This window comes from Mycobacterium sp., from assembly GCF_040509115.1.
Lineage (GTDB): Bacteria > Actinomycetota > Actinomycetes > Mycobacteriales > Mycobacteriaceae > Mycobacterium.
On the sequence record NZ_JBEVLO010000238.1, the window covers coordinates 1 to 15,131 of the forward strand.

Consider the following 15,131-nt stretch of genomic DNA (forward strand, 5'->3'; position numbering starts at 1 on the left):
CCGTCATCCTGTGCGGCGGAATCCACAGCGGATACTCCGACGAAGCCACCGCGTACGGACCCACCAACCTGTCGACCATCACGGTCCGCAGCGCCAGCATGCTCGGCTTCATCGTCACCGACTTCCTCGACAGATTCGACGAAGCCGCGGGTCGCCTGGCCGGCTGGATTCGCACAGGGGAACTGGTCTGGGCCGAGGACGTCCAGAAGGGCAGCGTCGAAGACACGGTCGACGTGCTCAACCGGATGTTTGAAGGCAAGAACTTCGGCAAGCAGATCCTGCAGATCGCCGAGCCGTCAGCGTAGCGGGATGAACCACATCGACCTGCGCGGGAAGCGGGCGGCTCCCGGTCGTAGAGTGTGCCACCGCGACGGATCCGCGTCGAGCATCGCACGCCCGTGTGCTGTCATCTGCAACCACACCGCGAGCGCGCATCCTCGGCGGCCCAGCTTGTCGCGATGGCAGGTTGTGAAGCTCGTCGATCACGCGCCCAATTTCGCGACGACAACGTGCCACGAAGCCTTAGTCTCCCCCGATGCCGGAACTGCGCCCCAACCCCGACGTTGACGCCGAATTCGACTTCGTCATCGTGGGAGCAGGCAGTGCGGGCTGCCTGCTCGCCAACCGGCTCAGCGCCAACCCCGACCACCGTGTGCTTTTGGTCGAGGCCGGCGGCAAGGACGACTGGTTCTGGATCAAGGTGCCGGTGGGCTACCTGTACACGATTGCCAACCCCCGCACCGACTGGTGCTTCACCACCGAGGCCGATCCAGGTCTGGCCGGCCGCAGCATTCACTACGCGCGAGGCCGCGTGATCGGCGGCAGCTCGTCGATCAACGCCATGATCCACATGCGCGGACAAGCCTCCGATTACGAACTTTGGGCACGGGCCACCGGTGACGAGCGGTGGCTGTGGGGCGGCCGGGAGGGCTCCGGCGAGACCCTGGCCATCTACAAAGAGCTGGAGGACTACTTCGGCGGCGCCGACGAGTGGCACGGCGCCGGCGGCGAGATCGCCGTCGAGCGACCGCGGGTGCGCTGGAAGATCTTGGACGCCTGGCAGGCCGCCGCCGCCCAGGTGGGCATCGAGCCGATCGAGGAGTTCAACCGCGGAGACAATGCCGGCAGTGCGTACTTTCACGTCAACCAACGACGCGGCCGGCGCTGGTCGATGGCTGATTCCTTCCTTCATCCCGTCGCCCGACGACCAAATCTCACCATCTATACCCACACCCAGGCCGTGAAGCTGCTGATGAACGACCAGGTGCAGGACGATCAGCGTCGCGGCGCCTGGACCACCGCTCGACATCGCGCCACCGGTGTGCGGCTGTTCAAGGACGGCCAGATCGTCGACGTCCAGGCCCGCCGGGAGGTGATCCTGAGCGCCGGAGCGATTGGGTCTCCGCAACTCCTGCAGGCCTCCGGTCTCGGCCCGGCAGGGCTGCTCACCCAGCATCAGGTGCCGGTGGCCGTCGATCTTCCCGGAGTGGGTGAGAACCTCCAGGACCACCTGCAGCTGCGAACGGTCTATCGGGTGCGGGGCGCCCGGACCGTCAACACGCTGTATCGGAACTGGATCACCCGCGCCGGAATGGGACTTCAGTACCTGTTGCTGCGCTCGGGACCCATGACCATGCCGCCCTCCACGCTGGGAGCCTTCGCCAAGAGCGATCCCGCGTTGGCCAGTCCCAATCTCGAGTGGCACGTGCAGCCGTTGTCCTTGGCCAAGTTTGGCGAACCTCTGCATACCTTCGGAGCGATCACGCCCTCGGTGTGCAATCTGCGACCCAGCTCGCGAGGCCATGTGCGGATAGCCGATGCAGATCCGCTGGCCTCCCCCGTGATCTCCTGCAACTACCTGTCGACCGACGCCGATCGGGAGCTCGCCGTGCGCGGCCTACGGATGACGCGGCAGATCATGGCGGCGCCGTCACTGGCCCGCTACCACCCGGAAGAACTACTTCCCGGCCCCCAACTGGTGAGCGACGAAGACCTGCAACAGGCGGCCCGTGAGCTCGGTACCACCATCTTTCACCCGGTGGGCACCTGCGCGATGGGAGCCTTCGACACACGCGGCGTGCCGCGGTCGCCCGCCACGGTGCTCGACACCGACTGTCGCGTGTACCGCGTCGCCGGCCTGCGAGTGGCCGACGCATCGGCGATGCCCACCATCACCTCCGGGAACACCAACGCTCCGGTCATGCTGATCGCAGAACGCGCAGCGCGGGCGATCCTGGGACGAGTCGGTCAAGACTGAGAGGTGCGATCCGGAATAAACTCCGCACCGGTGAACTTGGCTCAAGAGTCGCCCTCTCCCCGACTCAGGAGCATCCATGACCCGTCCCGTCCGTGTCGCCGTGCAGATCCAGCCCGGCGGCGCGCCCGACTACCGCACATGGCGCGACGCCGTGCTGGCCGCCGATGACCTCGGCGTCGACGTGATCTTCGGCTACGACCACTTCCACCGCCCGGCGATGGAGGCCATCGTCGACGGCAAACCCATAATGTCGGACGAGCAGCCCGACGTCGCGAACTTCGAGGGTTGGACCGCGCTCGCGTCGTGGGGCGAGATCACCTCACACGCCGAGATCGGGCTCCTCGTGACCGGCGTCGGCTACCGCAACGCGGACCTGCTCGCTGACATGGCGCGCACTGTCGACCACATCAGCGGCGGCCGACTCATCCTCGGTCTGGGCGCGGGGTGGTACGAAAAGGACTACACCACCTACGGTTACGACTTCGGCACCTTCGGTTCCCGCTTCGATCTGTTCGACGACAGTTTGATCCGCATCGAGAACCGGCTCGCTGCACTGAATCCCCCGCCCGTGCGCAAGCTACCGATCCTCATCGGCGGCACGGGGCCCAAGCGCTCGCTGCCCGCCGTTGCCCGGCACGCCGACATCTGGCACGCGTTCCAGGGCCTCGAGGCGTTCCGCCGGTCCAGCGACCGCGTCGACGAGCTGGCATCAACGTTCGGCCGCAACGGTGCCGATATCGAACGCTCAACTCTCTGGGAGGACGCCGCCAGCGCCGATGCCTTCCGCGAGGCAGGAGTCACGTTGTTCCAGACCGAACTCACCGCCGACGATGGTTACGACCTCGCGTCGCTCAAGAAAGTGCTCACTTGGCGGGACCACGGGTAAGCGCGATCGAGCCGGTGGAGTGAGAAACTGACACCGGCCCGGCACCTCGTTCTGGGCCTCGCACGGATCGCATGTGCAGCAATCGGTCTCAAGAAGAATCAGCCGTTTCGGCGTCAAAACTGACGGTCGACGATCCCGCAGCGGTTCCCAATCGACTGGCAGCATCGGTGTGCTGGTGCTCAACGAGTTGATCTTCACCCGCAGCGCCGTCGACGTCGTCACCATCGCCGCGATTCTCGACACGGTCTACCTACCTCTGGTGAAGGCGCTGTCCTACCCGCGAGCTTGCTCATCGGGCGTATCGGACGTCTCATTCCAGAAGTTCAGGATGACGCCCACCAGGTCTTCGGGGCATTCTTCCGGCAGGTGGTGGCCGATTCCATCGAAGACCACGTTGCGTACGTCAGAACCGAACTGGGTCATGGTGCGAAAGAGGTTGTCTCCGTCGGCATCTGCACCACCAACGGTAAGGATCGGCAGATCGAGCCGAACCTTGCACCGTTCCCGGCTGGCGGCGCGGCCGGCGTCGCTGAAGACTTCGCGGTAGTAGTTGAGCCCGCTACGGACTGCGCCGGGCTTGGAGAAGACGCGGAGGTATTCCTCGAACGCCTCGGCGTCGATGGTCCAGGTGCGTGTCATCTTCGCGGGTCCGAAGAACCAGGTCAGAAACTCCCGTTCGCGGCCGTGGATGAGCGCCTCGGGCAGCCCCTCAATGCGGTTGAATCCGAAGTGCCAGGAGCGTTCATTGCGCTTTTCCCCGGGGTAGTCGGCGGGGGGCGCCGGTGAGACTCCGGGGATGGTGGCGTCGGTGATCGCCAACCTGCGGACATCGCGGGGGTAGGCGGCGACGTGGGCGTGGGCGATCCAGCTGCCGACGTCGTGCGACACGATGTCGAGGCCGCCGTCACCGACCAAGTCAAGCGCCTGGACGAAGGTGTGCAGGTCGTTGGCAGCGGTGCCGAGATCATAGCCGCTACTGGGCATGTCGCTATCGCCAAAGCCTCGCGGATCAACGGCGTAGACGCACCTCCCCGCGTTGACCAGCAAGGGTATGACGAAACGCCAGGCGTACCAGCTTTGGGGCCAGCCGGGGATGAGCAGGACGGGCTCACCTTCTCCGGCGACAACGTAGTGCAGGCGTACGCCGTCTGCTACGGGGATGAGCCCATGCGCTAGGCCGGAGACTTCTAAGGTGGGGCGGCTTGCGCTCGGCGCCGGATACGGCGCGCTGGCGACCCATGCCTGCTTGTTCTGGAGGCTTCTGGTGGCGAGATGGCGCGACATGTTGACCCTTTCGAATGGTGAGACGCCGTGCTGAACATGGATTTGGGATGTGTTGCGGGGCTTCGTCGCACGCGTACGGGGCAGTGCGTGGCTACGAGGTGGCTCGGGGAATGCCTGCGACTCGGCTATGACGAGGCGAGCTGCTGCTCCAGTTCTTTCTTGAAGTCGGCGGCGTTGTCGCGGGTCACCATGGTCGAGCCGGTGTCGATGCGCTTGTCGACGGACTGGCCGTTGCTGGCTTTGATGGCGGCTTGCACGCCGGCCTCGCCCATCTCGAAGGGATTCTGTGCGACGCTGCCGGCCATCGTGCCAGCCAGGATCGCGTCCACGGCGTCCTTGGTTCCATCGAAACCAATGATCTCTACCTGCCCAGCCTTGCCCGCGGCGTCGACGGCCTGTACGGCACCCAACGCCATTTCGTCATTGGCGGCGAAGATCATGCTGAGGTCAGGGTTGCGCTGCAGGATGTCGGCGGTGACCGAACGCCCCTGCGCACGATCGGAATTGGCGCTCAGTTCGGCCACCACGTGGAGGCCGCTGCCGTCGATCCCCTGTTTGAATCCGGTGACGCGGTCCTGGGTGGCGGTGTTGCCTGGGGTGCCCGCAAGGATGGCAAGGTCACCACTCTTGGACATGGTCAGCGCAAACTGTCCACCGATCTTGCCCGCAGCGAGGTTGTCGGTGCCGACGAAGGACGTCTTAGCGTCCCACTCGGGAATGTCGGTGTCTACCAACACGACCGGGATGCCTTGGTCGACGGCCTGCTGCAGGATGGGCTGGAGCTGTTTGGGCTCAGTGGGAGCCACGACCAACGCGTTGACCGACCGCGAGATCATGGCCCGGGTCTTGTCGACCTGTTCTTGTACCGCCGCTTCCTCGGTCGCGCCGGTCACCTCAGCACGTGCGCCGCCGGCTTTGGCGGCCGACTCGGCACCGGCTTTCAGGTAAAGCCAGAAGGGTTGGGAGAGTGTCTTGACCACGACACCGACCTCCTTGCTGGAATCTTGGTCGGAGGAGGAGCAGGCAGCGGTCAGCATCAGCAGGGCCAGCGTTGCGGTCAGCACGCGCCGGCAGTTGCGGTTGCGAGAGGTCATGGTAATCAACTTCTTTCGGCGGTGGCGATTTCGGGGTGGACAGGGAGCGACGCAGCGGCGGCGCTGGTGGCTGAGGCGCCCATGATCATCGAGACGAGTGTCTGATGATTTTGCGGTGACGGCTCTGCGCGACCGACCAATCGGCCTTGGCGCATCACGAAGGCGTCGTCGCACAACTCCATGACGTGTTCCATGTTGTGCGAGATCAGGATCACCGAGATGCCATGCTCGACGGGAAGGCGCTTGACCATGTTGAGCACGTTGCGCGTCTCGCGTAACCCGAGGGCAGCGGTAGGTTCGTCGAGGACGAGTACGCGCCGGGCGAAGGCGACGGCTCGGGCGACGGCGACGGCTTGACGTTGACCGCCGCTCATCAGGCCGATTGTTTCCTTGAGCCCGGGAAGGTGCACTTCCAGTTTGTTCATGCGTTGCTCGGCGTCGGCAATCATGGCCTTGCGATGCAAGATTCCGAACCGCCGCCCGCCGGGCCTACGCACTACCTCGTGGCCGAGGTAGAGGTTGGTGACGATGTCGAGGTTGTCGAAGAGGGCGAGATCCTGGAACACCGCTTCAATACCGCGATCGCGGGCTTCCTTTGGGCTGCGGATGACGACGGGCTCGCCGTCGATCAGCATCTCTCCGCTGTCGAGGGTGTGCACACCCATGATCGTCTTGACCAGAGTGGACTTGCCTGCACCGTTGTCTCCCAGCAGTCCGACGATCTTGCCGTGACCCAGCTCGAAGTCGACGCCGTTGAGCGCGGTGAGAGAGCCGAATCGCTTGTAGGCGTTCCGGATCTCAAGGACAGGGGCGTCGTGGCCGGAGCGTGTTCGGTGGTCGTGGGGGTTGGTTGCCGTCATCGTGTTGTCCCTTCCAGCATTTCGGTGCGGGTAGTGCGAAGGCGTGTCTCCAGCCAGCCGCGAATGACGTCCATTTCCACGGCGACGGCGATGACCACGCCGATGGCGATCAGCTGCCAGTTCGTGGACACGTTGAGCAGGTTGAGACCGTTGCGGATCGTGCCGAGGATCAACGCCCCGACGAGCGCTCCCACGACGGTGCCGCGGCCCCCGAAGAAGCTGGCCCCGCCGATGATCACTGCGGCGATGGCCGACAACTCCAGCAAGTTGCCCGCGGTCGGGTAGGCGGCGTTGACCTGGCCGGTCAAGAGGATCGCGGCCACCCCGGCAGAGAGCCCGCTGATGACGTATACCGAAATGAGCACCTGGTCGACGGGGATCCCAACCCGGCGTGCGCCCTCCTTGTTGGCGCCGGTGGCATAGATCCATTGGCCCCACGGAGTCCGAGCCAGCAATACCCACACCGCCACCGCCAACACGATTACGACGAGAACGCTGTAGGGCACCGGGCCGAGCTTCTCGGCACCTATGGCCCGCACCGAGTCCGGCATGCCGGGAATCGATTGGCTGTCGGATAGTACGAGCGCCGTGCCGCGGGCCACCTCGAGCATGGCCAACGTAGGCAGGAACGCATGCGGCATACGGCCTTTGACGAACAACAACCCGTTGATCAGACCGATGACACCGCCAGCGATGATCATGGAGGGGATGATCAACCAGCCCGACGTGATGCCCAAGTCCTTCACCCACAGCGCGCCGATGACCCCGGCCAGGGCGGCGCCCGCCCCCACCGACAAGTCGATGCCGGCGGTCACGATGACCAAGAGCTGACCCAGTGCCAACACCGCGACGACAGAGGCCTCCAACCCGATGTTGGCAAAGTTGCGAGGGCTCAGAAAGTGCGGGCTAGTGATTGACAGCACCACGCCGAGCAGCAGGAGCAGGAGCACCGGACCCAGACGTATTACCTGCAACCAGAGCCCGACGATGCCCGCCGAGCCGCGCGAGCTCACTGGTGTGTGGAGCGGGACCTGCGTGTTGACCATGTCAGTTCCTAAGAATTGGAGGTATGCCTCTGGTTCACCGACGACCGCGAGAGCGCAGCGATACGCCCGCCAGCTGGGCTCACGAATAGCCTGGTAGTGCGATTTCTAATCGATTAAGTTGGTGAGACGTTTGTACGCTGTGCTTCGGATCGCTGTCAAGCAGGCCAGTGAAATGCATCATTGGCAGAGCGGCGACGGGTTCAGAAAGGGGCACATGACGGGTCGAGGTGGCGGGCTCCCAGGGCGCCCGACCGTGAAAGACGTGGCCGAGTTGGCTGGAGTCTCGACGGCGACGGTGAGTTTCGTGCTCAGCGGTAAGGGCGGCGTCACCGCGGCCAAAGTGCAGCGCGTGCGAGACGCTGCGAAACAGCTCGGGTATCAGAGCAACAAGGCCGCGCGCGCCCTTCGTACCGGCAGTACCCACTCCATCGTCGTCATCGTTCCCGACATCGCGAACCCCTTCTATGGCGAGGTGGTCCGCGGCATCGACGCTGTGGCGCAGGCCGCTGGAGCAGATGTATTGCTGTGCAACGCAAACAGCGACGTCGAACGTGAGAGGCAGTACCTGATTCGGTTCGCACGCTCAGACGTCGCAGGCATCATCTACTCCCCGATGTCGGTGACCACAGCGCAGGACCCTGAGGTCCGGCAAGCCATCGCGGCCGGACCGCCGCTGATCCTGGTCGACGAACCGTTACCGGACATCGGCACCGCCAGTGTCGGGGTTGACAACGAAGACGGTGCCCGACAGGTCGCGCGCCACTTCGCTGAGATCGGTTGCACGACACCGGCGGTGATCAACGGGCCCCGCGACATGCCGACCTCGACGGTACGCGCCAACGCCTTCATCGACGAAGCCGCCAAACTTGGTTTGCCAGTGGGCAACCGCGTCGCGTTCGCGCCGATTCGCACCCTGTCCGGCATCAGCGACGGGCTGGAGATGCTTCGGGACAACCCCGAAGTCGACTGCCTCTTCGCCGGTGACGATCTCTTGGCGGCACTACTCATGAGCGAACTGTTCAAACTCGGCCGCTCGGTCCCCGAGGACTTGGCAATCTGCGGCTTCGACGACATCGACTGGGCGCAGTTGCTCCGTCCGACGCTCTCGAGCATCCATCAGCCCAAGATGGAACTCGGAAGCAAAGCATGCGAACTGCTGCTGTCCCCCTCCAGACTTCTGGACGGAACACACGAGGAGGTTCTCCCCGTCACGCTCGTCGTTCGAGACAGCACCGCCGGCTTTCGAAGCCGCACGCGACTGACGCGGGACGCGTAGAACCACGGCCAGAAGCGCGACTGCGCTTCGCGTGGTGCGTGGTACGTGGTCAGACTGCCGTGGTGCCGCCGTCGACGACCAACTCCATACCGTTGACAAAGCTTGAGTCGTTCGACGCGAGGAACAATGCCACCGTCGCAATCTCCTGGGGGCTGCCGTTCTCCCCTCGCGGGATCAATGCCTCACGCGCCTTCATCGCGGCCTTCGTCTCGTCGTCGAACAGCTGCTCCTGTCCTGGCGCGACGATCTGGCCCGGGGTCAGCACGTTGACCCGGATCCTGCGGTCCTTCAACTCGGCCAACCACACACGGGCGTACGCATGCAACGCTGCCTTGCTCGCGGCGTAGACACTCCAGGCCGGATAGCCCCTGACCGAAGCGATTGACCCGGTCATGAGGATCGAGCCGCCGTCGTTGAATAGTGGCAATGCCTTCTGCACCGTGAACAGCGTGCCGCGCGCGTTCAGCCCGAACGTGGCATCGAAGTGCTCCTCGGTGATCTCGCCGAGCCTGCCTTCCTCGGCCGTCCCGGCACTTGCCCACAGCACGTCGATGGCGCCCTTTTCCTGCTTGACCGCGTCGAAAAGACGGTCGAGATCGTTCAGGTTGGCCGAATCAGCTTGCACGCCAGTCACGTTCCGGCCAATCGAGTCAACGGCTTCGTCCAGAGCTTCCCGCCGCCGGCCTGCAATGAAGACGTGAGCGCCCTCTTCAACGAACAACTTGGCACCGGCCAGCGCCATACCGCTTGATCCGCCCGTGATTACGGCTACCTTGCCGTCAAGCTTTCCCACGGTTACTCCATGTGGTCATTATCTGGCTGGCGAAGTCGAGCATCTGGTCAAGGCTGGGGAACAGTGCGAAGGCGTCCAGGATCGCCTCATCAACACCGGAATTGGCGAAGCGTCCGAGCTTGTCGACCACCGCGCCAACGGATGTGTCCGGTTCGAGGTTGATCCGCATGGCGATCTTCAGCGCGTCAGGATCGCGGCCGGCGTCCTGCGCGGCACGGCGCGCAATCGACCACGAGTGGCCGGAAGAGTCCTGCAGCCCTTCGACCCCGAGCCAACCGGTGCCGATGCGGCCGACGCGGCGCATGGTGGCCTCGCTGGCACCGCCGATCCAGATGGGCGGACCGCCCACCTGGACCGGGCGCAGGTCGACGTGGACCGGAGGTAGGGAGAAGAACTTGCTGTCCCAGGAGACCGGGGTGGTCGTCCACCACTTCTGCAGGAACGCCAGCAGGTCATCGAGCATCCGCCCGCGCCGGTGCCAGTCCGCGCCACGGGCGATGTCGAGTTCGTCCTTCATCCACCCGACCCCCACCCCGACGTCGAGGCGGCCGTCGCTGAGCACCTCGAGTGTGGTGAGCTGCCGGGCCAGGTGGGTGGGCTCGTAGTAGAACGTGTTGAGGGTGCTGGCGTTCAGCCGCACCCGGCTGGTCGCCGTCGCGGCGACCGTCCACAGCAGCACCGGGTCGAGGTAACGGGTCATCTGCGGCGGGTACGGCTGCTCCTTGCCCGGATAGGAGGCCTGCATGTCCACCGGGGTGACCAGTCGATCGGCCACCCACAGCGTGTCGTAGCCAACGTCCTCGAGACCGCGGCAGAACGCGCTCAAACCCACGGCGCTGCCGACGGCGGGTCCCACGGAAGGAATGGCGAAGCCAAGCTTCATCACGGGAATCCCTTCCAGGCAGCCGATCGTCGGCCGACATTGACTTCTGGCATGTGCGAATCCTTTCGGTGAACCATCAAAGGTTCAGCCGGAAAATTCGGTGGCACTGAGGGCGAAGTCGAAGTTCCCGACGCCGTGTTGGGCGAGACCGATCATCACCAGGCCCGTTCCTTCCAGGTAGTGCGCCATGTTCAGGCCGCCGACGTCTAGCGGGCGCAGCTTGAGGCTCTCGATGAACTCGGCCACGCTCGCCTTGGCTCTGGCGTCGTCACCGGCAATGAAGACGTCCAGCGGCCGGCCTTTGGCCAGGACAGCGCCGAAGGTGGTGTTGAATGCCTTCACCACGCTGGCGCTGGCCGGGGCCGCGGCGGCCACGTCCTGCGCGATCGAGGTGCCGTCGGGGATGGCGAGCCCGTCGGCCGCGGCATTGACGGGGTTGCAGATGTCAACGATTACCTTGCCCGCGAGGGCATCTCCGTACTGGGCGACGACTGGAACGACGTTGGCGTACCCGAGGGCCACGATGACGACGTCCCCGGCGGGGACGGCGCCGAACTCTCCCGTCGTGACGTTGCCGCCGAGAGTCTTGGCCAAATCGGCGGCCTTGGACTGATCGCGACCGACGACCTCGACGGTGTTGCCTCCCGCGACCGCCAGCGCACCGATGGTGCTGGCCATGTTCCCGGTGCCGATGATGCTGATGCTGCTCATGAAACGTCCTATCTGATTGATTATTCGAGAAGACTGACTCCTCCACCTGTGACCCGGGTTGGTGACGTTCCAACCAGATGAAGTCGGGAAGGCGTGGAGGCTGATGGAAAGCGACCGAACTGGCTGAGCCCTCGTGCGGGAGGGCAGGGTGTCGTTACTCTTCGTTGGTGTGCAGTTCCCAGGGCGGCATGCCGGTTACCTCTGAAAGGTTGCGCTGCAACGCAACACCGGCCGGCAGCGTGCGGTAGAAGATGGACACCTCGGCGATCTTGCCGTCCGCGTCGAGCAGGACCATGAAGATCCCGTTCACTGCGGCGTCTCCGACTTGCAGCCGGAAATGTGCGGCGTGGTGGGTCTCGCCGCTGAGGACCTCGAGATAGGTGTCGTCAGAAGATAAACCGTTGACTGCCTTGATGGTTTCCACGGCGGTCTCGCGGCCCACGATCGGCTCATCGCTGAACGGACCGTAGAGCCGGACGTTTTCGGCGAGCAAACCGGTGAGAATGTCTTTGTCGGCACCGCGGTTGATGCAGTCGACGAAGGACTCCAAGGTGTCGCGGTGTGGGGCGAACGTGATCATGTTCTCCTCGTAGTGTGTGTGATTGAGGGCTAGGCCGTCAGCTAGCTGGGAAGTAATGGCCGTTGTCCAGATCGGCGAGCAGTGTGGGCTGAGTGGGTTCCCAGCCGAGGATGTCGCGGGTGATGAGGTTGGTCGCAGGGAGGTCCATCGTGACCAGATTGGTGAATTGCCCGAAGTATCCGGGCAGCATCAGGACGTCGACGGGAATGCTCACGGCGGGCAGTCCCAGGCGGCTACCAATGGCCTCGGCGATCTCGCGGAATGGGGTGCCTCCGTCCTCCATCGCGTGCCAATATCTGCCAGCCGGCCCCTTCTCCAGCGCCAACCGGAACAGGGAGGCGACATCGCGGAGGTGGACGGCGCCCCAGAGGTTTTCGCCGTCTCCGGGGTAGCCGGCGACGCCCTTCTCGTTCGCGAGCGCGATTAGCCCCGGGAGAAAACCAGCGTTATCGGTCGTGCTGTGTGCGATGGGCGGAAGGCGCACGATCGACGACCGCACTCCCCGCTCGGCGAGGCCAATTACACTCCGTTCCACGACGTTGCGAACACGCAGCGTGCCCTTGTCATCCTCCCTGGCGGGAAGGGCGGGGTCGTCCTCAGTGGCCGGTCGACCGAGGGTCCCGGCCGAGCCGATGCTGCCCGCCGCGACCAGCGGCTTTCCGGTCCCTTCCAGTGCCTCGCCGTACGCGAGCATGATGGGCAGTTCAGCGGCGGCCACGGCGTCCATCCCGCCGGTCGGAAGCAGGTCTTGCCTGTGCGCGACGTGGATGACGCCATCGGAGCCCGCGGCCGCCTCCTTGAGCCCGTCGAGATCTTCAAGGCTGCCGCGATGGACCTTCGCGCCCTGCGCGGACAGGGCGGCCGCAGACGCGTCCGACCTGGCCAGGCCGGTGACCTCGTGCCCGGCGCTGATGAGCTCGGGGATGATGTACGAGCCGGCATGGCCGGTCCCTCCAGTGACGAAAACCCTCATGTGACTGCCCTTCTGGGGTGGTAGGTGGCGCTCAGCCGAGTGTGCTGACGCCGAGAAATAGGTTGGTGTGCTTGACGGAGTGGGCGATGAGGCCCAGCTGCAGCAGGGTGGCGTTCTCCAATGCGCGCGCCATCGGCAGCTCTCCTGCGTCCATCGGGTGCATTCCCAGGCTCTCGATGAACACCGACACGCGCGCCTTCGCCTGCACGTCGTCCCCGGCGATGAACACGTCTACTGGGCGACCCTCGACTGAGCCGGCTGCCAGAACATCGCACGGCAGGGTGTTGAATGCCTTGACGACATGCGCGCCGGCGGGCGCGACCTTGGCGATCTCCTGTGCACCGGAACTGCCGTCGGGGGTGACGAAGCGCCTGAAGTCGGGGGCGATCGGATTGGTGATGTCGACGATGACCTTGCCGTGCAGGGTGTCCCCGTACTCGCTGACCACCGCCGCCGCGCTGGCGTAGGGCACGGCGACGATGACGATGTCCCCGGCCGGGGTAGTGCCGGGCGTCCCGACACTGGCACCCAGCGTGGCGGCCAGTTCGTCGGCCTTGGCCGGGTCGCGGCCGATGATCTCGACGGTGTTGCCGCCAGCGAGCGCGCGGCTGGCCAGGGCTCCGGCCATGTTCCCCACGCCGATGATGGTGATGCCGTTCATGGCGTATCCCGTCTTGACGTACGATCGAAAAGGTTGACTCCTCCACCATAGGTAGCTTTGGGTGAGCAGTCAACCAATTGAGCGAAAGCGTGGAGGCGGATGGAACCGAACTGGCTGAACCCGCGCGAACTCCGCGCCTGGCGGGCATTCGTCGACGCGCGCCATCAGGTCGGTGTGCACCTGGACCGGGGCCTTCAGGAATCGGGCTTGTCCGGGGCCGACTATGAAGTCCTGGCGTTGCTCTCCGACCACGACGGGGACCGCATGCCCGCCCATGAGCTGCGCAACGCCCTGGGCTGGGAGAAGAGTCGCCTCTCCCACCAAGTGCGGCGCATGCAGAAGGACGGGCTGATCAGCCGTGAGCCCAACCCCGACGACGCGCGCAGCACCATGGTGCGCCTGCTGCCTGCCGGTCGCGCCGCCATCGAGAAGGCCGCGCCCGGGCATGTGGCGGATGTCCGCCGGAACTTCATCGATCTGCTTACCCCGGCCGAGCTCGACATGCTCGCCAACCTCAACGAACGAATCCTGCACAACCTAGCCACAAACTACGACTCCCCCACCGAAGACGAGTCGTCATAACCAGCCGTGAGGGACAGGAACCGCCACCAGCCAAGCCCTTTCATCGGTTTGATGAAGAGAGCGCCGCGACGCCGACGCGAATCAGCATCCGGCGCTGGGGGCATGAAGCTCGGTCGCCAAAGTCTGTTGGCTGGCCCACGACGCCAACAGGGCCAGATTGGCAGCGGTCGGCCCTCCCGCAGCTGCGGTGTAGACATTCAACTGCAGCCCAGGTTCGGTGGACAGATCCATGGACTCGAAGTTCAACTCGAGCCGGCCGACCACGGGATGGTTCACCCGCTTGCTGCCGTGTCCTTTCAGCCGGACGTCCTGAGATGCCCACTGATGCCGGAATAGCTCACTGCACGTTGATAATTCGCTCACCAAGGCGATGAGTTCCTCGTCGTGGGGATTGCGACCCAGTTCCATCCGCAACATCGCTGCCGCATTCCGCGCCACCTGGTCGTAGTCGACGAAGAACGCCTCGGCCTCGCTGGGATTCATGTACACGAACCACGCCGTGTTGGCGGGCCGCCGCGGGTCGGCCAGCACCGGTGAATACAACGCGCGACCAAGGCGATTCATCGCGAGCACGTCATAGCGCTCATTACGGATCATCGCCGGCGCACCGGTAATGGCGTCGAGCACCTCCTGCAGTGCCGGACGCACCGTCGCGGGAGCCTTGCGGTGGCGTCGACCTCCCGGGGTCCCGGACTGGCGTGCGAGATGGAACAGGTGATCGCGCTCCGCGTCGTTGAGCTGTAAGGCCGACGCTAGCGCGTCGAGCACTCCCTCTGAAGTACCAGCCAGGCTGCCGCGCTCAATTCGCACGTAATACTCGACCGAGACACCAGCGAGTAGCGCTACCTCTTCTCGACGCAGACCCTTGACCCGACGTCTACCACCGTAGGCGGGCAGGCCTGCCATCTCAGGCGCGACGCGGGCGCGACGCGACCTCAGAAACTCTCGGATCTCAGTACGCAGATCTAGCGTGGCGGTCATCCACTCACCGTAGGCGCGCAACGCAAGCGAAGGGGCGCCGGCAATGCCCCGGAGCCTCCGCCACCGTCAGCGCGTCGCGCTCCGTCGCCAACGACGTCACGCGGTCGTGGCGATCCCTCCATCGACGGGAACGACGGTGCCCGTTAGGTAAGCGCCCGCCCGGCTGGCGAGGAACACGGCGACACCCGCCATGTCGTCGTCGCGGCCGATCCTGCGCAGCGGGGCCGACGCCGCGATCGCCTCACCGAACTCGTCGAGGGTTGC

Annotated in this window: 16 protein-coding genes and 1 pseudogene; 5 read left to right on the top strand and 12 right to left on the bottom strand. The window is 65.0% G+C overall.

Going from position 1 to position 15,131, the window contains the following annotated elements; all coding sequences use genetic code 11:
- The 3 genes and pseudogenes from ABW137_RS16235 to ABW137_RS16245 all read left to right on the top strand — a co-directional run.
- Positions 1-305 (top strand): annotated as a pseudogene (locus ABW137_RS16235) (NADP-dependent oxidoreductase); the annotation flags it as partial.
- 230 nt (positions 306-535) lie between these two features.
- The gene (locus tag ABW137_RS16240; RefSeq protein ID WP_526401727.1) at positions 536-2,257 is read left to right on the top strand and encodes a GMC family oxidoreductase; all 1,722 of its coding nucleotides are present in this window, start codon (positions 536-538) and stop codon (positions 2,255-2,257) included.
- Between the two features lie 76 nt (positions 2,258-2,333).
- A complete protein-coding gene (locus ABW137_RS16245) occupies positions 2,334-3,143 on the top strand; it encodes an LLM class F420-dependent oxidoreductase (RefSeq protein WP_526401729.1) in 810 nt (269 codons plus the stop codon).
- A 273-nt stretch (positions 3,144-3,416) separates the two neighbouring features.
- Here ABW137_RS16245 and ABW137_RS16250 read toward each other — a convergent pair whose 3' ends face one another.
- The 4 genes from ABW137_RS16250 to ABW137_RS16265 form a co-directional block, all read right to left on the bottom strand.
- Complete coding sequence (locus tag ABW137_RS16250; RefSeq protein ID WP_526401731.1) at positions 3,417-4,427, bottom strand: alpha/beta fold hydrolase; 1,011 nt, start codon at positions 4,425-4,427, stop codon at positions 3,417-3,419.
- Positions 4,428-4,552: 125 nt separating this feature from the next.
- Entirely contained in the window at positions 4,553-5,521 is a 969-nt protein-coding gene (locus ABW137_RS16255; RefSeq protein ID WP_526401733.1) for a sugar ABC transporter substrate-binding protein, read from the bottom strand.
- A gap of 5 nt (positions 5,522-5,526) precedes the next feature.
- Positions 5,527-6,381, bottom strand: coding sequence for an ATP-binding cassette domain-containing protein (locus ABW137_RS16260; protein WP_526401735.1), 855 nt, complete (start codon positions 6,379-6,381; stop codon positions 5,527-5,529).
- Positions 6,378-7,427, bottom strand: a complete 1,050-nt coding sequence (locus tag ABW137_RS16265) for an ABC transporter permease (RefSeq protein ID WP_526401737.1) — start codon at positions 7,425-7,427, stop codon at positions 6,378-6,380. The genes ABW137_RS16260 and ABW137_RS16265 overlap by 4 nt, the downstream gene beginning before the upstream one ends.
- Before the next feature lie 262 nt (positions 7,428-7,689).
- Here ABW137_RS16265 and ABW137_RS16270 point away from each other — a divergent pair, with 262 nt between their 5' ends.
- Complete coding sequence (locus ABW137_RS16270; protein WP_526401739.1) at positions 7,690-8,703, top strand: LacI family DNA-binding transcriptional regulator; 1,014 nt, start codon at positions 7,690-7,692, stop codon at positions 8,701-8,703.
- Positions 8,704-8,752: 49 nt separating this feature from the next.
- Here the strand turns inward: ABW137_RS16270 and ABW137_RS16275 are convergent, their stop codons facing one another.
- The 6 genes from ABW137_RS16275 to ABW137_RS16300 form a co-directional block, all read right to left on the bottom strand.
- On the bottom strand, positions 8,753-9,496 hold the full coding sequence (locus ABW137_RS16275; protein WP_526401741.1) for an SDR family NAD(P)-dependent oxidoreductase: 744 nt from the start codon (positions 9,494-9,496) through the stop codon (positions 8,753-8,755).
- Complete coding sequence (locus tag ABW137_RS16280) at positions 9,483-10,379, bottom strand: TIGR03619 family F420-dependent LLM class oxidoreductase (protein WP_526401743.1); 897 nt, start codon at positions 10,377-10,379, stop codon at positions 9,483-9,485. Before ABW137_RS16280 ends, ABW137_RS16275 begins: the two co-directional genes overlap by 14 nt.
- Before the next feature lie 84 nt (positions 10,380-10,463).
- Positions 10,464-11,090 carry an NADPH-dependent F420 reductase gene (locus tag ABW137_RS16285; protein WP_526401745.1) on the bottom strand — a complete coding sequence of 209 codons (627 nt, stop codon included), beginning with the start codon at positions 11,088-11,090 and terminating at the stop codon, positions 10,464-10,466.
- 154 nt (positions 11,091-11,244) lie between these two features.
- Complete coding sequence (locus ABW137_RS16290; RefSeq protein WP_526401747.1) at positions 11,245-11,670, bottom strand: nuclear transport factor 2-like protein; 426 nt, start codon at positions 11,668-11,670, stop codon at positions 11,245-11,247.
- A 37-nt stretch (positions 11,671-11,707) separates the two neighbouring features.
- On the bottom strand, positions 11,708-12,643 hold the full coding sequence (locus tag ABW137_RS16295) for an SDR family oxidoreductase (protein ID WP_526401749.1): 936 nt from the start codon (positions 12,641-12,643) through the stop codon (positions 11,708-11,710).
- 31 nt (positions 12,644-12,674) lie between these two features.
- Positions 12,675-13,304 carry an NADPH-dependent F420 reductase gene (locus tag ABW137_RS16300; RefSeq protein ID WP_526401751.1) on the bottom strand — a complete coding sequence of 210 codons (630 nt, stop codon included), beginning with the start codon at positions 13,302-13,304 and terminating at the stop codon, positions 12,675-12,677.
- A gap of 99 nt (positions 13,305-13,403) precedes the next feature.
- Here ABW137_RS16300 and ABW137_RS16305 point away from each other — a divergent pair, with 99 nt between their 5' ends.
- Positions 13,404-13,886: a MarR family winged helix-turn-helix transcriptional regulator gene (locus ABW137_RS16305; protein WP_526401753.1), complete on the top strand. Its 483-nt coding sequence runs from the start codon at positions 13,404-13,406 to the stop codon at positions 13,884-13,886.
- Positions 13,887-13,967: 81 nt separating this feature from the next.
- On the opposite strand, the gene ABW137_RS16310 is transcribed toward ABW137_RS16305, so the two are convergent.
- Together ABW137_RS16310 and ABW137_RS16315 are read right to left on the bottom strand one after the other, a co-directional pair.
- Positions 13,968-14,867, bottom strand: a complete 900-nt coding sequence (locus tag ABW137_RS16310; RefSeq protein ID WP_526401755.1) for a helix-turn-helix domain-containing protein — start codon at positions 14,865-14,867, stop codon at positions 13,968-13,970.
- Positions 14,868-14,963: 96 nt separating this feature from the next.
- The coding region (locus tag ABW137_RS16315; RefSeq protein WP_526401757.1) for an SDR family oxidoreductase at positions 14,964-15,131 on the bottom strand (168 nt) is incomplete at its 5' end.